Origin of the sequence: Bacteroides parvus, from assembly GCF_017309675.2 — a bacterium.
GTDB lineage: Bacteria > Bacteroidota > Bacteroidia > Bacteroidales > Bacteroidaceae > Bacteroides > Bacteroides uniformis.
Genome location: NZ_CP084680.1, coordinates 1,340,573 through 1,364,357, shown reverse-complemented (window position 1 = coordinate 1,364,357; position 23,785 = coordinate 1,340,573). Strand labels below are relative to the sequence as shown.

Below are 23,785 nucleotides of genomic sequence, written 5' to 3'. Positions count from 1 at the left end.
ACAGTGACAAAGATATGAGAAAAATTTTGTTGATGAGGCTTTTTTATCTAAAAAAATTAGATTTTAAGCAATTATTGCAAACCTATGAAAATCACATTATTCCTTCTCCTGCTTGTTATATTTCAGGTATACAACGGGAACTGCTACTCTCAGAATGCCAGGGTCAGCATTCAAAATGCCCGGCTGAGGGTAGGGCAAGTTCTCGAGCAAATTGAGTCGCAAACAGAATACTTATTTGTATATAACAAACAGAACGTCGATGTACACCGTACCGTCGACATCCATGCAAGTAACCAAACTGTTTCCGAAGTACTTGACCAAATGTTCAAAGGGACAGACATCAAGTATGTGATGGAAGGCAAAAACATCGTTTTAACCAAAAACAGCAGGAGTGCTGAGGATAAGACAGACACTCTGCAGGAAATGTCTACTGTAAGAGGAAAGGTGACGGACTCCAGAGGTGAACCGATTATCGGTGCCAACATTCTTGAAAAAGGGACCGCCAATGGTGTTATCACCAATACCGAAGGAGAATTTAGCATGAATATCCCTCCTTATGCCACTATTGTCGTATCCTACATCAGTTATGAACCGCAAACCATTGCCCTGAACGGTAGAAACAATCTCCACATCCGGATGGAAGAAAAGAACCTCACCCTGGAGCAGGTAGTGGTAACCGCCATGGGTATCCAGAAGAAAATGTCCTCATTGACCTATTCTACCCAACAGATAAGCAGCAGTGAGCTGACCCGTGCCAAAGAACCGAACATGATTAATACACTGGCAGGAAAGACGGCCGGAGTACAAATCAACAAAACCGCCAATTTAGGAGGTTCTGCCAAAGTCGCCATCCGCGGTGCACGCTCTGCATTTGCCAGCGGCAACAACCAGCCCTTGTACGTAATTGACGGTGTTCCTATGCTGAACAGCTCAACAGAATCCACCTCCACCGTAATCGGCGGTAACAACGATGGATTGAACCGTGATGCCGGTGATGGGATTTCCAACCTGAATCCGGACGATATAGAAAGCATAAACATCCTGAAAGGTTCTTCTGCCGCCGCACTTTATGGCTCGCAGGCAGCTAATGGTGTCATTCTGATCACCACTAAAAAGGGAAAAGCCGGACTGCAGCGCGTTACATTCTCCTCCAACCTGACCGTGAGTCACGCCATCAGTACCCCCGAATTCCAAAATACATACGGTCGCAACGAAGATGGCGGTACGGCAAGCTGGGGTACAAAAAGCAATGTAACCGACTATGACAACATAGGCGAGTTCTTCAGCAATGGCATCACGACTTTCAATTCGCTGGCCATCACTACCGGAAATGAAAAAGTACAAACTTATTTCTCATACGCCAACACCACGGCTAAAGGAATTGTAGACAACAACAAGCTACAGAAAAATAACCTGAACCTACACGAAACGGCCAGCCTCTTCAACAACAAGCTGAAACTGGACGGCATTGCAACACTAATGACCCAAACCGTCAAGAACTCCCCTGCTACCGGCGGCTATTATCTGAATCCGCTGGTCAGCTTGTACAGTTTCCCACGTGGCGTAGATATGAGCACTTACAGAGAAAACTTTGAAACGTGGAATGCCGACCGCAATATGATGACACAAAACTGGATTGAAAAGAATGGAGATGGTACCGTCAGTGAATGGGGACAGAATCCCTACTGGTTGAAAAACCGCGTGCTCAGTAGCAACAAGCGATATCGCGCTATCGCATCGGCCAGCGCCAATCTGCACATTACGGATTATTTCAGCCTGCAGGCACGGGGTAATGTGGATTATATCAGTGATAAATTCGACAATAAGATGTATGCCACTACAGCTCCCAACATCGCCGGCAAATACGAGGACAAGGAAAACGGACGTTACATCTGGTCGGACAGCCAAGAAATCCAAGTCTACGGTGACGTAATGGCCTTGTTCAACAAGGAATTTGATGACTTCTCCCTCAACACGGCACTGGGTGCCAGCATCAACATGAGTAAAGTCAACTCCCTGACAATAGACTCAAGGCTTGCTTCCCTCTACAAACCGAATGTATTTACCGTCCCCAATGTAGTGATGGACTCCAAAGCAGCCGTAAACCAGAGCATCGACAGCAAACGCACGCTCCAATCAGTATTTGCCACCATGCAGTGGGGCTGGAAAGGATTACTATACCTGGACATTACCGCACGTAACGACTGGTCATCCACACTGGCCTACACGGACAGCAAGAATACCGGATTCTTCTATCCCTCCATAGGGGCTACCTGGATTCTTAACAAAGCCTGCTCCCTACCCCAATGGATAAGTTTTGCCAAAGTGCGCGCTTCGTGGGCGGAAGTCGGTAATGACCTTCCGATAGGAATCACCAATCCGGTAGACATCATCATGGTAGGCGGCAGTATCAATGTAAATACCGTAGAACAGCGTGGTGACCTAAAACCGGAAATCAGCAGCTCCATCGAATTCGGTACAGAATGGCGTTTCTTCCACCACCGATTCGGGATGGACTTCACTTGGTATCAGACCAATACCAAGAATCAGTTATTGAGAATGGACAACCCCACGGGCTCCACCTACAAATACCGGTATGTCAATGCCGGAAAAATACGCAACCAAGGCTTTGAGCTGACGGTAGACGCCACTCCGCTACTATACAGAAACTTTTCGTGGAAGAGTCTCATCAACATGTCCGCCAACAAAAACAAAGTAGTGACCCTGCATCCTGACTATCCGGAATTTTCCTACTACGAAGAAGGTTTCAACGCTGGCTATCAGATGCGCGTCAAAGAAGGAGGTAGCCTGGGGGATATTTATGGAAATGCTTTCCGCCGTAATGAGGATGGCAGCATCATGGTTGATGAAACCAGCAAAAGGCCTTTGGGAAATACCGGAAACAAGGATTTGCTTGGGAATGCCAATCCTGACTTCACGATGGGATGGAGCAATACACTTACCTACAAAGACCTGGAGCTCTATTTCCTGATAGATTTCCGCTTCGGCGGCGAAGTCATGTCACTGACACAGTCCGAACTGGATGCCAACGGCGTGACCAAAGTCACCGAAGAGGCCCGAACCCGGGGATATGTAGAATACCAAGGACAGAAGTTCAACGACCCGAGAGCATTCTACAGTGCAGTAGGCGGCAGAAATGCCATCTCCGAATATTATATGTACGACGCAACCTGCATCAGACTCCGTGAAGTATCACTGAGCTATTCTTTCCCGAAAACGATACTGGAAAATAGCAGATTCATAAAGGGAATCGACGTATCATTGGCAGCGCGCAACTTGTGCTTTTTCAAGAAGGAAGCACCGTTCGACCCCGATGCAGTGATGTCCGTAGGCAACAACAATCAAGGAGTAGACGTGTTTGGCATGCCTACTACCCGGAATATCGGCTTTAACCTAAGATTTACCTTTTAAAATGAATACCTTATGAAAAACAAGTGCATCATATTCCTTTTCTGCCATAGCATGCTGCTGCTTACAGCTTGTACCGGTGGTTTTGAGAATGACAACGAAATCAAAGGAGGTTTCTCGGATGACAAAAAGGAAATAGACTTCCAGAACTTGACTGCTCCATTCGAACCCATACAGTCGGGTATCTACTTCAATATAGGTTCTGTAGGCTTGAACTGGGTATGGCAGATGACACAATCCCTAAACCACGACATGTTCTCCGGCTACTTCATGGACCCTATTCCTAAATTCATGAAATCCAACGCCTGCTACAACCTGAACTCCGGCTGGACCAATGCTGCATGGCAATGTACTTACGGATATGTCTACACGGAAGTGCAGAAGGCAGAAAAGAACTTTTATGGCAATGACAACCTGAAAGGCTATCTCGGCATTACTGAAATCTTGAAAGTAGAACTGATGCACCGCATTGCCGATACATATGGTCCGCTGGTCTACCACCAATTGGGTGAGGTACCCCGGGTTTACGGACTGCAGGAAGCCTATACACGTTTCTTTGCAGACCTGGACGAAGGGCAGCAATTGATAAGGGAATACCTGGACGAAGGAGGTGACAACAACAAATTCAAAGAGTATGATATGCTGACCAACGGCAAGACCTTGAAGGACTGGTTGAAGTTTGCCAACTCACTGCGTTTGCGCCTTGCCATGCGCATCTCCAATGTGGATGCAACTCTTGCCAAAGACCAAGCAACCAAAGCACTGAATGACAATCAAGGTGTACTGGAAGGTGCAAGGGAAACCATCGCTGTAATGGGCAAGAACTATATCAATCCTTTGTGTGCCGTTGCCGGTTGGGGTGAAGTCTACATGAATGCCTCGATGGAATCCATTGTCAACGGTTATGAGGACCCGCGTGGCAAGAAATGGTATAACACCGCCCTGCTCGAAGGTTGTAGAGAGCAATTGTTAGGCATTCCCATCGGCTTACCCATGAAAGACGGTGACGCCAACATTTACAGTTCCTGCTCTTCCCTCAGCACAAGCACCATCGGCGAAAAGACCGGAGCCGTATTGATGAGTGCGGCAGAAGTCTGGCTACTCAGGGCCGAAGCAGCCCTCCGCGGCTATACCAAAGAAAATCCCCGCACATGCTATGAATACGGTGTAAGTACTTCATTTACACAATGGGACTGTGCCGGTGCTTCCGAATATCTGGAAAGCGACAAAACCCCTGCCGATTATAAAGATGTAGTCTCAGGCGGCAAGGTGGGCAAGGACATGAAAGCCTTGATTACCATCTCCCCAAAATGGGAAGAAGATGCAGACATAGAGACAAAACTCGAAAAGATTATTACCCAGAAGTGGCTGGCATGCTGGCCCGAAAGTTATGAGGCATGGGCCGAGCAACGCCGTACCGGATACCCAAAACTTTTCAAGGTCCAAAGCAACACCGGAAAAGTGATTGATACGGATATCATGATCCGCCGCCTTCCGTTCTCGACGGACGCCGCCACTGCCGACCCGGCACAATACGCTACCCTCACGGAAAAACTGGGTGGCGCAGACAATGGCGCCACCCGCCTTTGGTGGGATACGGGGAAAAACTCTTTTTAGAACAGACTCCACGCAACCGTAAGCCCTGCCATCACAATGGCTACCATGCTCATCAGCTTGATCAGGATATTCAAACTCGGACCGGATGTGTCCTTGAACGGGTCTCCTACGGTGTCACCCACGACTGTAGCTTTGTGGACTTCACTGCCTTTGCCGCCAAAGTTGCCTTCTTCCACATATTTTTTGGCATTATCCCATGCACCACCGGCATTTGCCATGAAGATAGCAAGCACGAAACCGCTACTCAATCCGCCAATCAGCAGGCCGAGCACACCGGGAACACCGAAAATAAGTCCCGTCGCAATCGGAGTAATGATAGCTATCAGTGACGGAACCACCATCTCGCGTTGCGCCCCTTTCGTCGAGATTGCCACACAACGCTCATAATCAGGCTCCGTCTCTCCCGTAAGGATTCCCTTAATTTCGCGAAACTGGCGGCGCACTTCGTCTACCATATGGGCCGCCGCACGACCTACCGCATTCATCGTCAATCCACAGAAAAGAAATGCCATCATCGAACCCAGGAACATACCGGAAAGAACTTTTGGATTCATCAACGTCACATCATAGTGATGCATAAAGTCGAAGAAAGTGGCATCTTGAAGAGCCACGGCATCGCCATGAGGAAGCGACAATTCGGTAGCCCCGAGGCGGGTCAGCCCAATACGGATTTCCTCGACATAAGAGGCCAGCAAAGCCAATCCCGTCAAAGCGGCGGAACCGATGGCAAAGCCTTTGCCCGTAGCAGCTGTAGTATTACCCAAAGAGTCGAGCGCATCGGTACGCTTACGCACCTCCTCACCCAGACCGGACATTTCCGCATTGCCACCCGCGTTGTCGGCTATCGGTCCGTAAGCATCTGTAGCAAGCGTGATGCCCAATGTAGAAAGCATACCTACCGCAGCAATGCCAATACCATAGAGCCCCAGACCCACATTAGAGAAGTCGAAGCCCGAAGCAAAGAGATAAGAAGCAATAATACCCATCACCACGGCAATCACCGGAATAGCCGTAGATAGCATTCCCAAGCCTATACCGGAAATTATAACTGTTGCCGGACCAGTCTTTCCGCTTTCACTCAGCTTTTGGGTAGGACGGTAGGATTGGGAAGTATAGTATTCCGTAGAACGCCCAATAATAATGCCTACTATCAAACCTACTATCACGGAGCAGGAAATCCACAGCCAATTGTCCAGTTTCAGCAACCATAAGATAAAGAAAGTGGCAATGACTATCAGAATAGAGCTGAGATTAGTACCGAAAGCCAGTGAGTTCAGCAAGTCCTTCATCTTCGCATTCTCTTTGGTACGCACGGAGAAGATACCGATAATGGAAAGCAATATACCAACGGCTGCAATCAGCATCGGAGCGATTACGGCCTTGAACTGCATCAGCGTATCACCCGAGTGGATAAAAGCCGCAGCACCGAGGGCAGCCGTAGCAAGGATAGAACCGCAATAACTTTCGTACAAATCAGCCCCCATACCTGCCACGTCGCCTACATTGTCGCCTACATTATCCGCAATCGTGGCAGGATTACGCGGGTCGTCTTCGGGGATACCGGCTTCCACCTTTCCCACAAGGTCGGCACCTACATCGGCAGCTTTTGTATAGATACCGCCACCTACGCGTGCAAACAATGCCTGCGTGGAAGCGCCCATGCCGAAAGTCAGCATGGTAGTGGTAATGATGCAGAGTTTATGGGTGGGAGTCATTACATCTTCCGGAATTACAGCATTCAGCAACAGATACCAAAAAGATATATCAAGCAAGCCAAGGCCAACCACTACCAGTCCCATCACCGCACCGCTACGGAAAGCCACGCGTAGTCCGGCATTCAGCGATGTGCGTGCCGCATTGGCAGTGCGAGCCGATGCGTAAGTGGCCGTCTTCATACCCAGAAAACCGGAAAGTCCGGAAAAGAATCCTCCGGTAAGGAAAGCAACCGGCACCCAAGAGTTCTGCACTCCGAAACCGTATGCCATAATGGAGAAAAGGATAACCAGCCCCAGAAATACCCAGCCCACAATCTTGTATTGTTGGCGGAGGTAAGACATAGCACCTTTGCGCACAGCAGCGGCAATCTTAATCATCTGAGGGGTACCCTCACTTTCTTTCATCATCTGACAATGGAAATACCAGGCAAAGTAAAGTGCCAGAACGGAAGCGGCTGGAACCAGCCAAAATAGGATTTGGTCCATAGCATTTATTCATATTAAAAGGTTGAACGAAAGCCTAAAATTATTGATTTGAAGCGAAATATGCAAACAATTAGGCTATTTTATGCACTAGTTCCATTTCTATAAATAATAAAGACCTCTATCTATAAAAAAATAGATGATGTATCCCCCTAAAATGTATCGTTCATTCTTGGGAAACACATCATCTGTTCAGGTCAAATACATCATCTGTTCGATTAAAATAGATGATGTATTTTATTATTCCACCGTTACAGCCGTACCGCAGGCTGTAACCATCAGCATGCTGCCACTACCTCCTACCGTTTCATAATCCAGATCTACACCAATCACGGCATTGGCACCCATAGCACGGGCATTTTCCTGCATCTCACGCAAAGCTGTCTCCTTAGCTTCGCGTAGCACTTCTTCATAAGAGCCGCTTCTCCCACCTACCACGTCACGGATGCTGGCAAAAAAATCGCGGAATACATTGGCACCGATAATCGTCTCACCGGAAACGATGCCATAATAGCGGGTGATACGTCCACCCTCAATAGTCGGGGTTGTTGTTACTAACATAATTCATTTTTTTTAGTTGTTGATATATTAGACGCAAGGAATGGAAGAAAGGTTGCAAAGCTTTGCTTGGGTCAGAACATCCGGCTGACACGAACTATACCTGCCACCAGCGCATCTATCTCCTCCCGGGTATTGTAAAGTCCGAAAGATGCACGCACCGTTCCTTCGATACCAAGACGCTGCATCAATGGTTGGGCACAATGATGTCCCGTGCGTACGGCAATGCCAAGACGGTCGAGCAATGTACCCATATCAAAATGATGGATATCACCTACCAGAAACGATATGACACTACCCTTGTCTTCTGCCTCGCCGAAGATACGCATACCGGGAATCTCTTTCAGCCGTTGCATGGCATACTGGGTCAATTCGTGTTCATAGGCGGCAATCTTGTCCATCCCAACCAGCGAAACGTAGTCCAAAGCTTTGGCAAGTCCGGTAGTACCGATATAATCCGGCGTACCGGCTTCAAACTTGAACGGCAATTCATTGAAGGTAGTCTTTTCAAAAGAGACATGCTGAATCATCTCTCCACCACCCTGATAGGGAGGTATCCTATCCAGCCACTCCTCTTTACCATAAAGTACGCCTACTCCCGTAGGACCATACACCTTGTGAGCGGAGAAAACGAAGAAGTCGGCATCCAAGTCCTGCACATCCACCGGCATGTGGGGAATGGACTGGGCACCGTCCACAAGCACCGGAACACCCTGCTCATGGGCAAAAGCAATCATCTCCTTGACGGGATTGACCGTGCCCAGCACATTGGAAACATGTGCCACACTGACAATCCTGGTACGTTCGGAGAACAACTGCCTATATTCGTCCAATAAGAGTTCGCCCTTGTCATTCATCGGAATCACTTTGATGGCTATTCCACGCTTGGCGGCAAGCAGCTGCCAGGGAACAATGTTACTATGGTGCTCCATCACAGAAAGAATCACCTCATCCCCCTCCTGCATAAATTCCTCACCAAAGCTGGAGACAAGCAGGTTGATACTCTCCGTCGTACCACGGGTAAAGACAATCTCATTCGTACTACGGGCATTGATGAAACGTCGCACCGTCTCACGCGAGGCCTCGTGCAGCTCTGTAGCCTGCTGCGAAAGGAAGTGCACCCCGCGATGCACATTGGCATTCACCGAATAGTATTCGTCCGTAATGGCATCTACTACCTGGCGGGGTTTCTGCGTAGTCGCGCCGTTGTCCAGATAGACCAACGGCTTGCCATATACCTCACGGGAAAGGATGGGGAAATCAGCTCGAAGCCTCTCCCCCAGCCCCTCCCCCGTAGGGAGGGGAGCCAAGATACTACTCTTATTTATATCGTTGTTCATAATGAATCGAAATTATAAGCTATCACTTGCAGATGGCACATCCCTGGCATTTGTTCAGTTCTCCCCGGAAACGCTTCTCTACCAGCAGATGCAGACGGTCCTTCAAAGCATCCAAACGGATGGTGTCGATGACTTCGTTGACAAAAGCGAACATCAGCAGCAGGCGCGCCTCACGCACCGGGATACCACGCTGCCGCATATAGAAGAGAGCGCTTTCATCGAGCTGCCCCACCGTAGCACCATGACTGCACTTCACGTCATCTGCATAAATCTCCAGCTGAGGTTGGGTGTACATATGCGCATCGCGGGTAGCACAAAGATTGCGGTTGGTCTGTTGCGAACTGGTGTGCTGTGCGTCAGGGCGCACTAAAACAAGACCGGCAAAGGCACCTACAGCCTGCTCGTCAAGGACATACTTATAAAGCTCATTGCTGGTACAGTTGGGCACAGCATGGTCGATAGTCGTATGATTGTCCACATGTTGGTTCTTGTCTGCAATGGCCATACCGCACAGATTCAGTTCCGCATGTTCACCGGCGAGCGTCACACGGGTTGTATTCCGCGTAGTTCCGTTGTGCAGGGTCATACCATTCAGCAGTACATTGCTATTGGCTTCCTGCCTTACATACATATTGCTGATACGCACCGTACTGGTGTGGGTCTCCTCCAGTTCATAAAAATCGAAAACAGCATTTTCACCGGCAAAAATTTCTATTACCTGCGTTGCCAGGAAGTTCACACTGTCCATTGCATGGTCACATACTAGCAAGCGGGCTTGCGCCCCCTCCTCCAGGATAACCAGCACACGACGATTTATCATAAAATTGACGTCACCACGCAGGATATTCACCAACTGAATAGGTTTCTCTACCACCACATTCTTAGGAACATAAAACAGAACGCCGTCTTGTACAAAAGCAGTGTTGAACGCCGTCACACCATCCTCTGCCGTATCAGCCAGCTTACCGTAGTATTTCCTCACCAATTCAGGATTCTGTTCGGCCACTTCCTTCAGGCTACCGAAGATAACCCCCTCAGGCAGATGGGATTTGGGCAAAGCTCTGCCATAGAAAGCATCGTTCACCACAAAATAAAGAGCAGTGCTCATATTGGGAACATCGCACTTGAACACTTCATAAGGATTCACCGGGATTTCCAACCGGTTCAAGTTCAAGCCATAATCCGGCTCAAAGAACTTACTGATATCCGTATATTTATATTTCTCCTCCTTACGGGTAGGAAAGCCCAAGCGCTCAAAGTCGGCAAAAGCAGCTGCACGCGGCGCATTCAGCACCTCGGCACTATGCCGGCATATCATCGCCTCCGTTTGGGAGAAAAGGTCTATATATTGTTGCTCTACACTCATGTTTTCAGATTATGAGTTTATAATTCACTTGCTTCTTTCTTTATCCAATCGAAGCCACGTGTCTCAATCTCCTTCGCCAATTCCGGTCCACCGGTCTTTACGATACGTCCGCCCAGCAATACATGTACCGTATCGGGTTTGATATAGTCCAACAAGCGCTGGTAGTGGGTAATGACCATAGCACTGGTTTCCGCTGTCTTGAGTTTATTGAAACCATCGGCCACAATGCGCAGGGCATCTACATCCAGACCAGAGTCCGTTTCGTCCAGAATGGCGAAAGTCGGTTCCAGCATAGCCATCTGGAATATCTCGTTGCGCTTCTTTTCACCGCCACTGAAACCTTCGTTCACGCTACGGTTAGCAAGCTTATTGTCCAGTTCCACAATGGCACGTTTCTCGCGCATCAGCTTCAGGAACTCGCTGGCCGACAAAGCAGGCAGATGGCGGTACTTGCGTTGCTCATTCACGGCAGCACGCATGAAGTTTACCATCGAAACACCCGGAATCTCTACCGGAGTCTGGAAAGAAAGGAAAATTCCTTCATGCGCACGGTCTTCAGGGCTCATGGCAAGCAAGTCCTTGCCATTAAAGGTGATGGAGCCGCGTGTCACTTCGTAAGCCGGATGGCCTACCAACACATTACTCAACGTACTTTTACCGGCACCGTTCTGTCCCATTAGTGCATGTACTTCTCCATCACGTATGGTCAAGTTGATGCCTTTCAATATTTCTTTGCCATTGATGCTGGCATGTAGGTCTTTTATCTCTAACATCTTTATATTTACTATTTGACTATTTACAATTTACAATTTAATCACCCCACGCTTCCTTCCAGCGAAATGGCAAGCAATTTCTGCGCTTCTACGGCAAACTCCATCGGCAACTTGTTCAGCACTTCCTTGGCATAACCATTCACAATCAGCCCCACGGCATCTTCTGTAGAGATACCGCGTTGGTTGCAGTAGAATATCTGGTCCTCACTAATCTTGCTGGTGGTGGCTTCATGCTCCACGATGGCCGTTTCGTTTCGGATGTCCATGTAAGGGAAAGTGTGCGCACCGCATTTGTCGCCAAGCAGCAAGGAGTCGCACTGGCTGTAATTACGGGCATTATCCGCTTTCTGTGCCACGCGTACCAGACCACGGTAAGAGTTCTCACTCTTACCGGCAGAGATACCTTTGCTCACAATAGTGCTACGGGTATTCTTGCCCAGATGAATCATCTTTGTTCCCGTGTCTGCCTGCTGATGGTTATTGGTTACTGCCACACTATAGAACTCCGCTGTCGAATTGTCACCGGAAAGGATGCAAGACGGATACTTCCAGGTAATGGCCGAACCTGTTTCCACTTGTGTCCAAGACAGTTTACTGTCCACCCCTTTACAATGGCCACGCTTCGTCACAAAGTTATAGACACCACCCCGGCCCTCGGCATCACCGGGATACCAGTTCTGCACGGTGCTGTATTTCACTTCTGCACGGTCGTGCACCACAATCTCCACAATGGCCGCGTGCAACTGGTTCTCGTCACGCATCGGAGCCGTACACCCTTCCAGATAGGAAACGTACGAATCATCATCCGCCACAATCAAGGTTCTTTCGAACTGCCCCGTATTGCGGGCATTGATGCGGAAATAGGTGGACAACTCCATCGGACAACGTACCCCCTTCGGGATATAGACAAAAGAGCCGTCGGAGAACACCGCCGAGTTCAGTGCCGCAAAGAAGTTGTCGCGATAAGGCACCACCGAACCGAGATATTTCTGTACTAAATCGGGATGCTCGCGTACAGCCTCACTGAATGAGCAGAAGATGATTCCTTTCTCCATCAGCGTCTCCTTGAAGGTAGTCTTTACAGACACCGAGTCCATAACGGCATCCACAGCCATACCGCTCAATGCCATCTGCTCTTCCAGCGGAATGCCCAGTTTATTGAAAGTCTTTATCAACTCAGGGGCCACCTCATCCATGCTCTTCGGGCCCTCCTTCTTCTTCGTAGGGTCAGCATAGTAGGATATGGCCTGATAATCTATTTCGGGAATGCGGAGATGTGCCCATGTAGGCATCTCCAACGTCAGCCAGTGGCGATATGCCTTCAGGCGGAACTCCAGCAACCATTCCGGTTCTCCCTTCTTCTCAGAGATAAGCCGCACAACATCTTCATTCAGCCCACGCTCAATGATGTCCGTATGCACGTCGGTCGTGAAACCATACTTATACTTTTCCTGAGTGAGTTCCTTTACATATTTATTGGGTTCTTCTTGTTGCATCACTTCTATAATTACAAATTATGAATTACAAAATCACGGCTCACGGTATCAGTCAAAGTCTCCGTTTACAATCTGCTCCGTAACCGCCTTTGCCGCGGGAAAGAATATCCCGGCAAACTCTTCCATAGGATAATATAACACTGATTCTTTCTTTTTTGTTTTGCCAATCAGCGTATTGTCTCCGTCTATAAATTCGATGACACCAATCAGCAGGCTCGTCAACAGGAGGTACTTCAAAGCCCCCAGACCGGCTCCCAACCAATGATTGAGCCAGCCCAGCGAGACGGCCTCCATTGCCCGGGTCAGCAGAGAAGCCACCAGGGAGAAGAGCAAGGGAACAGCCAGCCAGATGAGGACAAATGCCAGTACTTGCGCCACTGTCATAGAGTCTGTCAATGTGGGGCACAGCTTCGCTGCCAACGAGGCATACAAAGCCTTTGCTGCCAGCAGACCGACAATCAGCCCCAGCAGAGAGGCCAATTGCTTCACAAAACCTTTCATGAAGCCAATGATTGCGCCCAAGCCAAAAGCTACCAATATGATGATATCTATAATTGCCATAGATTAATGTGATAATGTGGTAATGTGCCAATATGCTAATGAGCAAATGGCTGATATGCAAAATGTGCCAATTGCCCTGCGGCATTTTCTTTACGCGCAGCCAATTGGCACATTAGCATATTTGCACATTATTCAATTATAATGTTTGCTTCACTTCTATTTCTTCGTAAGATTCGATAATATCGCCCACCTTGATGTCGTTGCAATTTGTCAGGCTGATACCGCACTCGAAGTTGGTACCTACCTCCTTCACGTCGTCCTTGAAGCGCTTCAAGGCATTGATGGCACCCGTAAAGATTACGATACCGTCGCGTATCAAGCGGGCCTTGTCGCTGCGTTTCACCTTTCCGGTCTTGACCATGGCACCTGCCACCAGTCCCACCTTCGTGATGTTGAACACCTCGCGCACCTCGATGGTTGCTGTAACCTGCTCCTTCAATGTTGGTGCCAGCATACCTTCCATGGCAGCCTTCACCTCTTCGATGGCATCGTAGATGACGGAGTACTTGCGGATATCCACCCCCTCCTGCTCTGCCATCTTGGCGGCAGCACCCGAAGGACGTACCTGGAAACCGACGATAATCGCATCCGAAGCGGCAGCCAGCGAGACATCCGATTCGGAAATCTGACCGACACCCTTGTGAATTACGTTTACCTGCACCTGCTCCGTAGACAGCTTGATTAAAGAGTCGCTCAACGCTTCCACAGAACCGTCCACGTCACCCTTCACAATCACGTTCAGCTCATGGAAGTCACCCAATGCCAGACGGCGGCCCACTTCGTCGAGCGTCAGCATCTTCTGCGTACGCAAACCTTGTTCACGCTGCAACTGTTCGCGCTTGTTGGCAATCTCGCGTGCTTCCTGCTCCGTCTCGATTACGTGGAACGTGTCGCCAGCAGCAGGCGCACCGTTCAAGCCCAATATCAGGGCAGGTGTAGAAGGACCGGCTTCCTTCATGCGCTGGTTACGCTCGTTGAACATAGCCTTTACCTTACCGTAGTTAGTACCTGCCAGCACGATGTCGCCCATCTTCAAAGTACCGTTGGAAACAAGCACCGTAGCCACATAGCCACGCCCCTTATCCAATGAGGACTCAATGATGGAACCGGTAGCACGGCGGTTCGGGTTTGCTTTCAGCTCCAGCATTTCCGCTTCGAGCAACACTTTCTCCATCAGCTCGGGTACACCGATACCCTTTTTGGCAGAGATATCTTGCGACTGATACTTACCGCCCCACTCTTCCACCAGGAAGTTCATGGCAGCCAGCTCTTCCTTAATCTTGTCGGGGTTGGCAGTCGGTTTATCAATCTTATTGATTGCAAATACGATGGGAACACCCGCAGCCATGGCATGGTTGATGGCTTCCTTTGTCTGCGGCATCACGTTGTCGTCAGCAGCCACAATGATAATGGCAATATCCGTAGCTTTGGCACCACGGGCACGCATGGCAGTAAACGCTTCGTGACCCGGAGTATCGAGGAATGTAATCTTACGCCCGTCGTCCAGCGACACGTGGTAGGCACCGATGTGCTGTGTGATACCACCCGCTTCACCGGCAATCACATTCGCCTTACGGATATAGTCGAGCAATGAAGTCTTACCGTGGTCTACGTGCCCCATCACCGTTACAATCGGAGCGCGAGGTTCCAAATCTTCCTCATCATCCTCTTCCTCTACGATGGCCTGCGCCACTTCTGCACTTACATATTCTGTCTTGAAACCGAATTCCTCAGCCACCAGGTTGATGGTCTCGGCATCCAAACGCTGGTTGATGGATACCATCATACCAATGCTCATGCAAGTGGCAATAACCTGAGTAACTGAAACATCCATCATGCTTGCCAACTCATTGGCCGTCACGAATTCCGTAATTTTCAGTACCTTGCTTTCTGCCATCTCCATGTCTTCCAATTCCTGCATACGGCTGGAGGCCATGTCACGTTTCTCCTTACGATACTTGGCACCTTTGTTCTTTCCTTTGGAAGTGAGGCGTGCCAAAGTTTCCTTTACCTGCTTTGCTACATCTTCCTCGCTAACCTCCTGCTTGATGACCGGCTTCTTGAAGCGGTCCTTATTGCGGTTGCGGTTATTATTGGCATTGTTTCCACCAGGCTGGTTTCCACCTTGCGGGCGGCCCCCCTGACCTTGCTGGGCACCTGCGTGTCCACGATCGTTGCCACCACGCTGGAAGTTGGAAGCATTGTTGATGTCCACTTTCTCCTTATTGATACGGACACGTTTCTTTTTGCCATTGGCATCGCCGGCAGCGGTATCCTTCAGCTTGCTATCATCACGGCGGATTTCCTTGATGATAGCTTCCTTCATCTGCTTCTTCTGATCCTGGCGAATCTTTTCCTTCTCTTCACGCTCCTTGCGTTTCTCCTCTTTCGATTTCTTCTTCGGACGTGTGGACTGGTTCAAGGCAGCCAGGTCTATCTGTCCGATGACATTAATCTTCGAAACAAACTCAGGCTGATGTATCTTGAAGATTTCTTCTCCTTCTTCTTTCCCCTCTTTTTCAACCGGTGCTTCTTCAGCCGCCGGTGCGGGAGCAGGCGCTTCTATCATTTCTTCCTTTTTAGATTCTTGTTGAGCCTCTGACACCGGAGCAGGCTCTTCCTTGACAACGGGTTGGGGCTGCGGTTCCGAAACGGACTGCAGTTCGGGTTCAGATGCCGGCTGTATCTCCGGTTGAGGAGCTGGTTCCGGTTTCGGCGTTTCTACAACTGCCGGTTCCTCCACCTTTTTCTCTTCTATTGCTTTTTCCGTTTCTTTCTCTTTTTCTTGAGCAGGAGCAGGTCTACGGTTCAGTTTGTCCAAATCAATCTTGCCTACCGGCTTGAACTTCGGACGTACGTCTTCCGGAACAACCGTCTTAATCTCCTCGGGCTTCGCTTTCTCCTGCGTTTCCTTATAGCCGTCAATAGACACGGACGCCTTGTTGCGGTCCTTGCTCTGACGTTCCTGGCTGAAACGCTCCGACTTTATCTTAAGGTCCTTATCTGTACTAAACTCCTTTTTGAGCAGTTCGAACTGTTCATCCGTAATTTTTGTGTTCGGATTTGCCTCAACGGTAAATCCCTTCTTTTGCAGGAACTCGACAGCCGTCGTAATTCCTACATTTAAATCTCTTGTTACTTTGTTTAACCTTATCGTCATACTAATTTAATGAATTAATGTGCCAATATGCTAATGTGCTAATTGGCTGAGAAAAAAGGAGTGTGCACTTCATCCGATATGCTATCTGCATTGGCACATTAGCATACTACCCACATTACCACATTACTGCTCCTCCTCTTCAAACTCTTGTTTCAAAATGCGCAATACCTCGTCCACCGTCTCTTCTTCGAGGTCCGTCTTCTCAATCAACATCTCACGGGGAGCGTTCAACACAGCCTTTGCCGTATCGATACCGATAGCCTTGATGGCATCGATAACCCAACCGTCTATCTCATCACGGAATTCGTCCAAGTAGATGTCTTCATCCTCTATGGCCTCATCCAACTCACGGAACACGTCGATGGTGTACTCAGTCAACATACTGGCAAGCTTGATATTCAAACCGCCTTTACCGATAGCCAGCGACACCTCTTCGGGTTTCAGGAACACTTCCGCCTTGCGTTCTTCCTCGTTCAAGCGGATAGAAGAAATCTTGGCAGGGCTCAAGGCACGCTGTATAAACAACTGGATATTCGACGTATAGTTGATAACGTCGATATTCTCGTTGCGAAGCTCGCGGACGATACCATGAATACGGCTACCCTTCACGCCCACGCAGGCACCTACCGGGTCGATACGGTCATCGTAGCTCTCAACGGCAATCTTGGCACGCTCGCCAGGGATGCGGGCAATCTTCTTGATGGTAATCAGTCCGTCATTGATTTCGGGTACTTCCATCTCGAACAGACGTTGCAGGAAGACGGGCGACGTACGGCTCAGGATAATCTTCGGATTATTATTCTTGTTGTCCACACGTGCCACTACGGCGCGGGCAGTCTCGCCCTTGCGGTAGAAGTCACTCGGTATCTGTTCGGTCTTGGGCAGCAACAGTTCGTTGCCTTCATCATCGAGCAGCAGCATCTCCTTCTTCCAAATCTGGTAGACTTCCGCATTGATGATGGTACCCACCTTATCAATGTATTTGTTGTAAATACTATCTTTCTCCAGTTCCAATATCTTGGAGGCCAACGTCTGGCGCAAGTTCAAGATGGCACGGCGACCAAAGTTCGCGAAAATAACTTCATCCGTCACTTCCTCGCCCACCTCATAAGAAGCATCAATCTTTTGTGCTTCGGACAATGCAATCTGCAGGTTCGGGTTTTCCAAATCCTCGTCTGCCACTACCTCACGGTTACGCCATATTTCGAAATCACCCTTGTCCGGGTTTACAATTACGTCGTAATTCTCATCGGTACCGAACATTTTCGCAATCACACTACGGAACGACTCCTCGAGTACGCTTACCATCGTGGTTCTGTCGATATTCTTCAGTTCCTTAAATTCCGAAAATGTATCTATCAAGCTGACAGTTTCTACTTTTTTGGCCATAGTCTTATTTAAAACTGATTAAGTATTTAGTGTATTTTATCTCTTCATACGTAAAGGTCAAGTCCTCGTCCACCAGCTTGGGACGCTTGGCACCTTCCTCTTTCACTTTCTTCTGAATGGTCACGACGAAATGCTGTTCGTCGGCTTCCTTCAACACGCCGCTGAGCTTGCGGCCGTCCTTTGTCAGCACTTCCACTTCCTTGCCGATGTGGTTAATGTACTGCTGCAGTACCTTGAAGGGCTGTCCGATGCCGGCCGAACCGACTTCCAACTCATAATCCTCATCCTCACGGTTCAGCTTGGACTCGATGTAGCGGCTCAGCTCTACGCAGTCCTCAATCCAAACACCTTCTTTGTGGTCTATTTCCACCAAAATCTTGTCATCCGGGCTGATTGTCACCTCCACAAGGAAGTAGTCCTTTCCTGCCAGCCACTCGTCAACAATCTGACAAACAGTTTTCTTTTCTATCATAGATTAACCATTAGGAACAAAAAAGAGGAGCTTAATCGCCCCTCCACCTTTCATCCGTTTTCGCTTGCAAAGATATAAATAATCTGTTCGACTACAAAATATTAGAGAAAAAAAGATTGATTTAACGGTTCAAACGGGAATTATATTACAGACACGCCCTTTCAACACTTCAAGATAAGGGGTAAAACATATAATCTTATGAGACAGAAGCTTATACTTTATGAAATGAATTATCACGTTCCATACTGCATGAGATGCACATGTCAAGCACAACGAGATGTGCATCTCGAACAACATGAGATGTACATCTCATGCGTACAATCTCTATTGTTTCAGGAAAAGAAGTAAGGAGGTACAAGCGGAAAAAAGATACTGTTGAAAGACAACGCGGAAAAATAAAAGGCCGATAGCTTGTTTCATGCTATCGGCCCTTTTACTATGGTTCTAAAGGTCTAAAAGACCTTGTCGTATCACTTATTCGGAGTCTCCCACTTCTTGGTATCCGTACAAACCACGTTCACAGTCTGGTCACCCGTCTGGATGCGGAAGTCACCTTTCTCCAGAATCCACTTGCCATCATAGCCTACGAAAGCAAGGTCGGAGCCTTTCAGTTTCAGAGTCACGGTCTTTGTCTCGCCCGGTTTCAGTTCCACTTTCTCGAAAGCGCGAAGACGGCGGGTATCGGGAGTAAGGGAGGCAACGAGGTCACTGCTGAAGAGCAACACGCTCTCCTTGCCGACACGGTCACCGGTATTCTTCACATCTACAGTGAAAGTAAGCACATCATCAGCGGTAAAGTCCGACTTATCCACCTTGAGGTTACTGTATGCAAAAGTAGTATAACTCAATCCATAACCGAACGCCCACTGTACAGATACTTGCGCATCGTAGTTATAAGCGCCTTCCATCTGCTTTCCGATGTGTTCGCACGGTTTGTAGTCGTACGTAATCAGAGAGTTGATTTCCTTCGGATAAGTGAAAGGCATCTTTCCGCTGAAGTTGGCGTCGCCGGCAATGAGGTTTGCCAACGCATCACCGCCGTAATTGCCCGGAAGCATAGTATTGACAACAGCCTTAGCCAAAGGCTCGATGTCAGCAATCAGGCGAGGACGGCCTTCATTCAACACCAGAATGATGGGCTTCCCGGTTTTGGCAAGAGCCTTCACCAAATCGAGCTGGTTCTGGGAGAGGAAGAGGTTCGTCAGGTTACCCGGAGTCTCGCAGTAAGAGTTCTCACCGATGCAGGCAACGATGTAGTCGGCACCGGCAGCGGCTGCTACAGCTTTCTCTATCTCCGGAGTGTTTTCTTCCCACCAGTTGCCACCTTGCTTATAAGTGACACCGGCTTCGTAGATGATATTGTCCGCACCGAATTTATTGGTGAAAGCCTCGAGAATGGTATTATATTGACCTGCATGCTCGTCGGCCTTGTCGCCCTGCCATGAATAAGACCAGCCGCCATTGAGGCAACGCATGGAGTTGGCATTCGGACCGGTAACCAGCAGTTTCTTGCCTTTTGCCAACGGCAATATACCGTCTGTATTCTTCAGGAGTACCAAAGACTCTTCGGCAGCCTGCAATGCAGCAGCGGCATGTTCCGCACTACCGAACAACGGGAAGTCTTTCAAGTCATAATAGGGCTTTTCAAATAGGTTGAGACGGCATTTCAAACGCAGCACACGACGCACAGCATCGTCTATACGGCTCATGGGAACTTCACCTTCTTCCACCAGTTCTTTCAAGAGTGTACAGAACTTCCAGTCGTACGGGTCCATAGACATGTCGATACCGGCATTGATGGCGAGCTTGATGGCTTCCTTCTTGTCCTTGGCAATGTGGTCGCGGCTATAAAGGTTGTTGATGTCCGCCCAGTCGGTCACGATCATACCGTCCCAGTTGAGGTCTTCTTTCAGCCACTTGGTCAGCAGCTCATAGTTGGCATGGAAAGGCAGGCCGTTGTTCATGGCGGAGTTCACCATCACGGAGAGGGCACCTGCCTTCACCATTTCCAGATAAGGAGCAAAATGCTTCTCACGCATATCCTGCTCGGTGATGGAAGACGGCGTACGGTCCTTACCGGAAACGGGGACACCATAACCCATATAATGCTTCATACAAGCGGCAACGTTGTTCCCGCCAATCAGGTTGGGGTTCTCTCCCTGGAAACCGATAATGGCTTCACGTCCCATTTCGGCATTGACGTAGGCGTCTTCACCATAGTTTTCCCACATACGCGGCCAGCGCGGGTCACGTCCGAGGTCGGTCACCGGGGCATACGTCCAGGGGATGCTTCCCGCCTTTGTTTCGTAGGCAGAGATACGTGCACCCTTACGTGTCAGTTCACGATTGAAGGTAGCTCCCATATTGACGCCTTGCGGAAAGAAAGTACCGCCCAGTGTATAGGTAGTTCCGTGTATCTGGTCTACACCGTACACACAAGGAATACCCATCACCTCCATGGATTTCTCCTGAATGCGTTTGATGATTTCCTGCCACTTCTCCACGCTCTGTGCCACACCGTTGGGCACGTTCAAGATGGAGCCTACTTTGTATTTTCCGATGACAGAGTCGAGCATCGCCTCGTCCAACTGGAAACCCTTGGCATTCTCAATGCCTTGGATACGCATATAGAGCTTCATCATCACATCCTGCGAAGGCATCTCCTTGCCCAGCTTGAATTCCTTTTCAAGCTTGTATCTCTTGATGATTTTTTGCAGGTCCTTCACCGTGATGTTCTTCGGGTCGAGACCGGCAAAGGGATTGGCGCGTTTCTGCAGGAGGTCGATAGTGAGTTCGCACATCTGACCGACTTTCTCGTCAAGCGTCATCTTCTTCAGCAAAGTCTCAATCTGCTGTTCTATTTTCTCGTCTCTTGGAATGGCAGGCGCAACAGTGGTCTGCGCCGTAGCAGTAAGTACTAACCCTGATAGGGCTAAAGATAAGATTAACTTTTTACTCATGGTTGTGATATTGGTTTATAATAGTTGCACTATCTGTTTATACGAGGCACAAAGATAAGAACATCCTGCCATACCAAAGGATACAACAGGATGTTTTTTAGGGTATGATTTGTTATCTTTTCAGACAATCCTACTCTCATCTCTTCAAGAGGTTCATCGGTTCCTGAAGTTTCAGGATGTCGTTCGTCTTCTGCGTTGCGGCAGCTACTTCAGCCTCCAGCGTAGCCTTGATGTCGCGTGAGGAAGCCCCGACGAGGAACTTGTAGTTTCCGGGAGTTACCACCCATGCCGATGCAGCCTCATCATAGGAAGCCAGGTCGGCAGCATTCACTTTCAGCGTCACCACAGTAGTTTCGCCCGGTTTCAGTTCCTTAGTCTTGGCAAAAGCTTTCAGTTCCTTTTCGGGTTTGTTGGCGTCTGCAGCATCGGGAGCGGATACATAAAGCTGAACCACTTCCTTACCTGCTACCTTACCGGTGTTCTTCACTTCCACAGATACGGTATAGACGCCGTTGTCTGCCTTAACAGCAGCCTTGTCATAAGCAAAAGTGGTATAGGAAAGACCGTAACCGAAAGGATAGGAAACCTGCTTGCCAAAGGTGTCAAAGTAACGGTAACCTACGTAGATATCCTCCTCATAATTGGTATAATCCACATCCTTCACGTCGTTCTTCTTCCCGCCCTTGTTCACGAGGTCGGTGCTTACGCGCATGTCTATCGGGAAGTTGGCGGAAGAAGCGGCATCTTCAAACTTCACCGGGAAAGTCATTGTCAGCTTGCCCGAAGGAGAAGCCTTGCCACTCAGCACGTCAGCCACACTGTTTCCTCCCTCCTGGCCTGCCTGCCATGCACAAAGGATGGCATCGGGAACAGACTTCCAAGAAGCAGTTTCAATCACACCACCGATATTAAGTACCACCACTACCTTCTTTCCGGCAGCGTGGAAAGCATCGGACACTGCTTTCAACATGCTCTGCTCCTCTTTGGTGAGGTTGAAGTCGGCTACCATACGGTCGAGGAACTCACCAGAGGTACGTCCCAGCGTCACCAGTGCCACATCGGCCTTGGCAACCTGCTCGCGGATAACTTGTGCGGACACAGCCATCTCAGCAGGACGCTCGTCGGGCATAAACCACTCTTTCTTATCTTTGGCCAGACGTTCTTTCTCTGCTTTCAGGTAAGCTTCATAGCTATTCTTCAGCGCTTCATCCACCACATAGCCGGCATTCTTCAAGCCGTCCAATAGCGAAACGGTATAAGCGCGGTTCACGTTGCCCGAGCCCGTACCTCCGGCAATGAAGTCATAGGAAGTACAACCAAAGAGTGCCACGTTCTTCACGTCGGCTGCCAGTGGCAGAGCACCGTTATCGTTCTTCAGCAATACCATACCTTCTGTCGCCGACTGGCGGGTAACGGCAGCATGTGCTTTCAAATCAGGCTTGTTGGAATATTTATATCCCTTGAAATGGGGAGTCTGGAGAATCATTTCCAAAATGCGCTTCACATTCTGATTGAGAATGGCTTCGTCCAACGCTCCGTCCTGCACACCCTTCACGATGGCTTCGTACTGCTTGGGCAGACCGGGCTGCAACATGTCGTTGCCCGCCACCATCTGTGCCACAGCATCTTTACCACCGAACCAGTCGGTCATCACCATACCCTTGAAGCCCCATTCGTCACGCAGCATCGTTGTCTGCAACTCCTTGTTTTCCGAAGTATAGACACCGTTCAGGTAGTTGTATGAGGACATCACGGTCCAAGGAGCGGATTCCTTCACGGCAATCTCGAATCCTTTCAAGTAGATTTCGCGCAAGGCGCGTGGAGATACATGCGCATCCGTAGCCATACGGTTGGTTTCCTGGTTGTTCACAGCAAAGTGCTTGATACTGGTACCCACACCGTTGCTCTGCACACCACGTACGTAGGCGGCGGCAATCTTACCCGACACCAACGGGTCTTCGGAATAATACTCGAAGTTACGTCCGCAAAGCGGGTTACGGTGAATGTTCAGCGCCGGAGCCAACAGCACGTCCGCACCATATTCCAGCACTTCGTTACCGATAGACTGACCTACACTTTCCACCAGTTCCTGGTCCCAGGTAGAGGCGAGCAAAGTTCCGATAGGGAAATGAGTACAATAGTACGTAGCAGAATCTCCCTCACGCTTGGGGTCGATACGCAGTCCAGCGGGACCATCAGCCAGCACCACAGCGGGAATGCCGAGGCGCTCAATCGGATATGTGGTTCCTGCCGCACCCGGCACCAGCTTTCTCGTTGCACCGATTACGGCACTGTCACCCGAGAAACCTGCCATACCGGTACCCACTACCAGATGCGCCTTTTCTTCCAAGGTCATGGCGCCAATCACCTCATCCAGAGAGGACTTTCCAAGCTGCGGCACACCCGGTCCGCAAGCTGACAAAACAGCCATTGCTGCTGCCATGGATATGATATTCTTCTTCATAA

General features: G+C 49.2%; 14 protein-coding genes. 2 read left to right on the top strand and 12 right to left on the bottom strand.

The window, feature by feature from the left end:
* Positions 1-84 precede the first annotated feature (84 nt).
* Both JXR92_RS05305 and JXR92_RS05300 read left to right on the top strand, forming a co-directional pair.
* Complete coding sequence (locus JXR92_RS05305; protein ID WP_138345677.1) at positions 85-3,432, top strand: SusC/RagA family TonB-linked outer membrane protein; 3,348 nt, start codon at positions 85-87, stop codon at positions 3,430-3,432.
* Between the two features lie 12 nt (positions 3,433-3,444).
* Positions 3,445-5,046 carry a SusD/RagB family nutrient-binding outer membrane lipoprotein gene (locus JXR92_RS05300; protein ID WP_138345679.1) on the top strand — a complete coding sequence of 534 codons (1,602 nt, stop codon included), beginning with the start codon at positions 3,445-3,447 and terminating at the stop codon, positions 5,044-5,046.
* Here the strand turns inward: JXR92_RS05300 and JXR92_RS05295 are convergent.
* From JXR92_RS05295 to JXR92_RS05240, 12 genes are all read right to left on the bottom strand, one after another.
* Complete coding sequence (locus JXR92_RS05295) at positions 5,043-7,247, bottom strand: sodium-translocating pyrophosphatase (protein WP_117599781.1); 2,205 nt, start codon at positions 7,245-7,247, stop codon at positions 5,043-5,045. The genes JXR92_RS05300 and JXR92_RS05295 overlap by 4 nt on opposite strands.
* Before the next feature lie 237 nt (positions 7,248-7,484).
* Positions 7,485-7,805, bottom strand: coding sequence for a heavy metal-binding domain-containing protein (locus JXR92_RS05290; protein ID WP_117599782.1), 321 nt, complete (start codon positions 7,803-7,805; stop codon positions 7,485-7,487).
* 71 nt (positions 7,806-7,876) lie between these two features.
* Positions 7,877-9,142, bottom strand: a complete 1,266-nt coding sequence (locus tag JXR92_RS05285) for a cysteine desulfurase (RefSeq protein WP_165491374.1) — start codon at positions 9,140-9,142, stop codon at positions 7,877-7,879.
* A gap of 22 nt (positions 9,143-9,164) precedes the next feature.
* Positions 9,165-10,508, bottom strand: a complete 1,344-nt coding sequence (gene sufD / locus JXR92_RS05280) for a Fe-S cluster assembly protein SufD (protein WP_138345681.1) — start codon at positions 10,506-10,508, stop codon at positions 9,165-9,167.
* A gap of 17 nt (positions 10,509-10,525) precedes the next feature.
* Positions 10,526-11,281: a Fe-S cluster assembly ATPase SufC gene (gene sufC / locus JXR92_RS05275; RefSeq protein ID WP_117588596.1), complete on the bottom strand. Its 756-nt coding sequence runs from the start codon at positions 11,279-11,281 to the stop codon at positions 10,526-10,528.
* A 41-nt stretch (positions 11,282-11,322) separates the two neighbouring features.
* The gene (gene sufB, locus JXR92_RS05270; protein ID WP_138345684.1) at positions 11,323-12,777 is read right to left on the bottom strand and encodes a Fe-S cluster assembly protein SufB; all 1,455 of its coding nucleotides are present in this window, start codon (positions 12,775-12,777) and stop codon (positions 11,323-11,325) included.
* 48 nt (positions 12,778-12,825) lie between these two features.
* Positions 12,826-13,338, bottom strand: coding sequence for a CvpA family protein (locus JXR92_RS05265; protein ID WP_016272036.1), 513 nt, complete (start codon positions 13,336-13,338; stop codon positions 12,826-12,828).
* Between the two features lie 136 nt (positions 13,339-13,474).
* On the bottom strand, positions 13,475-16,498 hold the full coding sequence (infB, locus tag JXR92_RS05260) for a translation initiation factor IF-2 (protein ID WP_117964267.1): 3,024 nt from the start codon (positions 16,496-16,498) through the stop codon (positions 13,475-13,477).
* A gap of 123 nt (positions 16,499-16,621) precedes the next feature.
* Positions 16,622-17,887 (bottom strand): transcription termination factor NusA, encoded by a 1,266-nt coding sequence (nusA, locus tag JXR92_RS05255; protein ID WP_005824354.1) that lies wholly within the window; start codon positions 17,885-17,887, stop codon positions 16,622-16,624.
* A 4-nt stretch (positions 17,888-17,891) separates the two neighbouring features.
* A complete protein-coding gene (gene rimP / locus JXR92_RS05250; protein WP_087332882.1) occupies positions 17,892-18,359 on the bottom strand; it encodes a ribosome assembly cofactor RimP in 468 nt (155 codons plus the stop codon).
* A 470-nt stretch (positions 18,360-18,829) separates the two neighbouring features.
* On the bottom strand, positions 18,830-21,319 hold the full coding sequence (locus tag JXR92_RS05245) for a glycoside hydrolase family 3 N-terminal domain-containing protein (RefSeq protein ID WP_138345706.1): 2,490 nt from the start codon (positions 21,317-21,319) through the stop codon (positions 18,830-18,832).
* A 136-nt stretch (positions 21,320-21,455) separates the two neighbouring features.
* Positions 21,456-23,783, bottom strand: coding sequence for a glycoside hydrolase family 3 C-terminal domain-containing protein (locus JXR92_RS05240; RefSeq protein WP_138345708.1), 2,328 nt, complete (start codon positions 23,781-23,783; stop codon positions 21,456-21,458).
* Positions 23,784-23,785 lie beyond the last annotated feature (2 nt).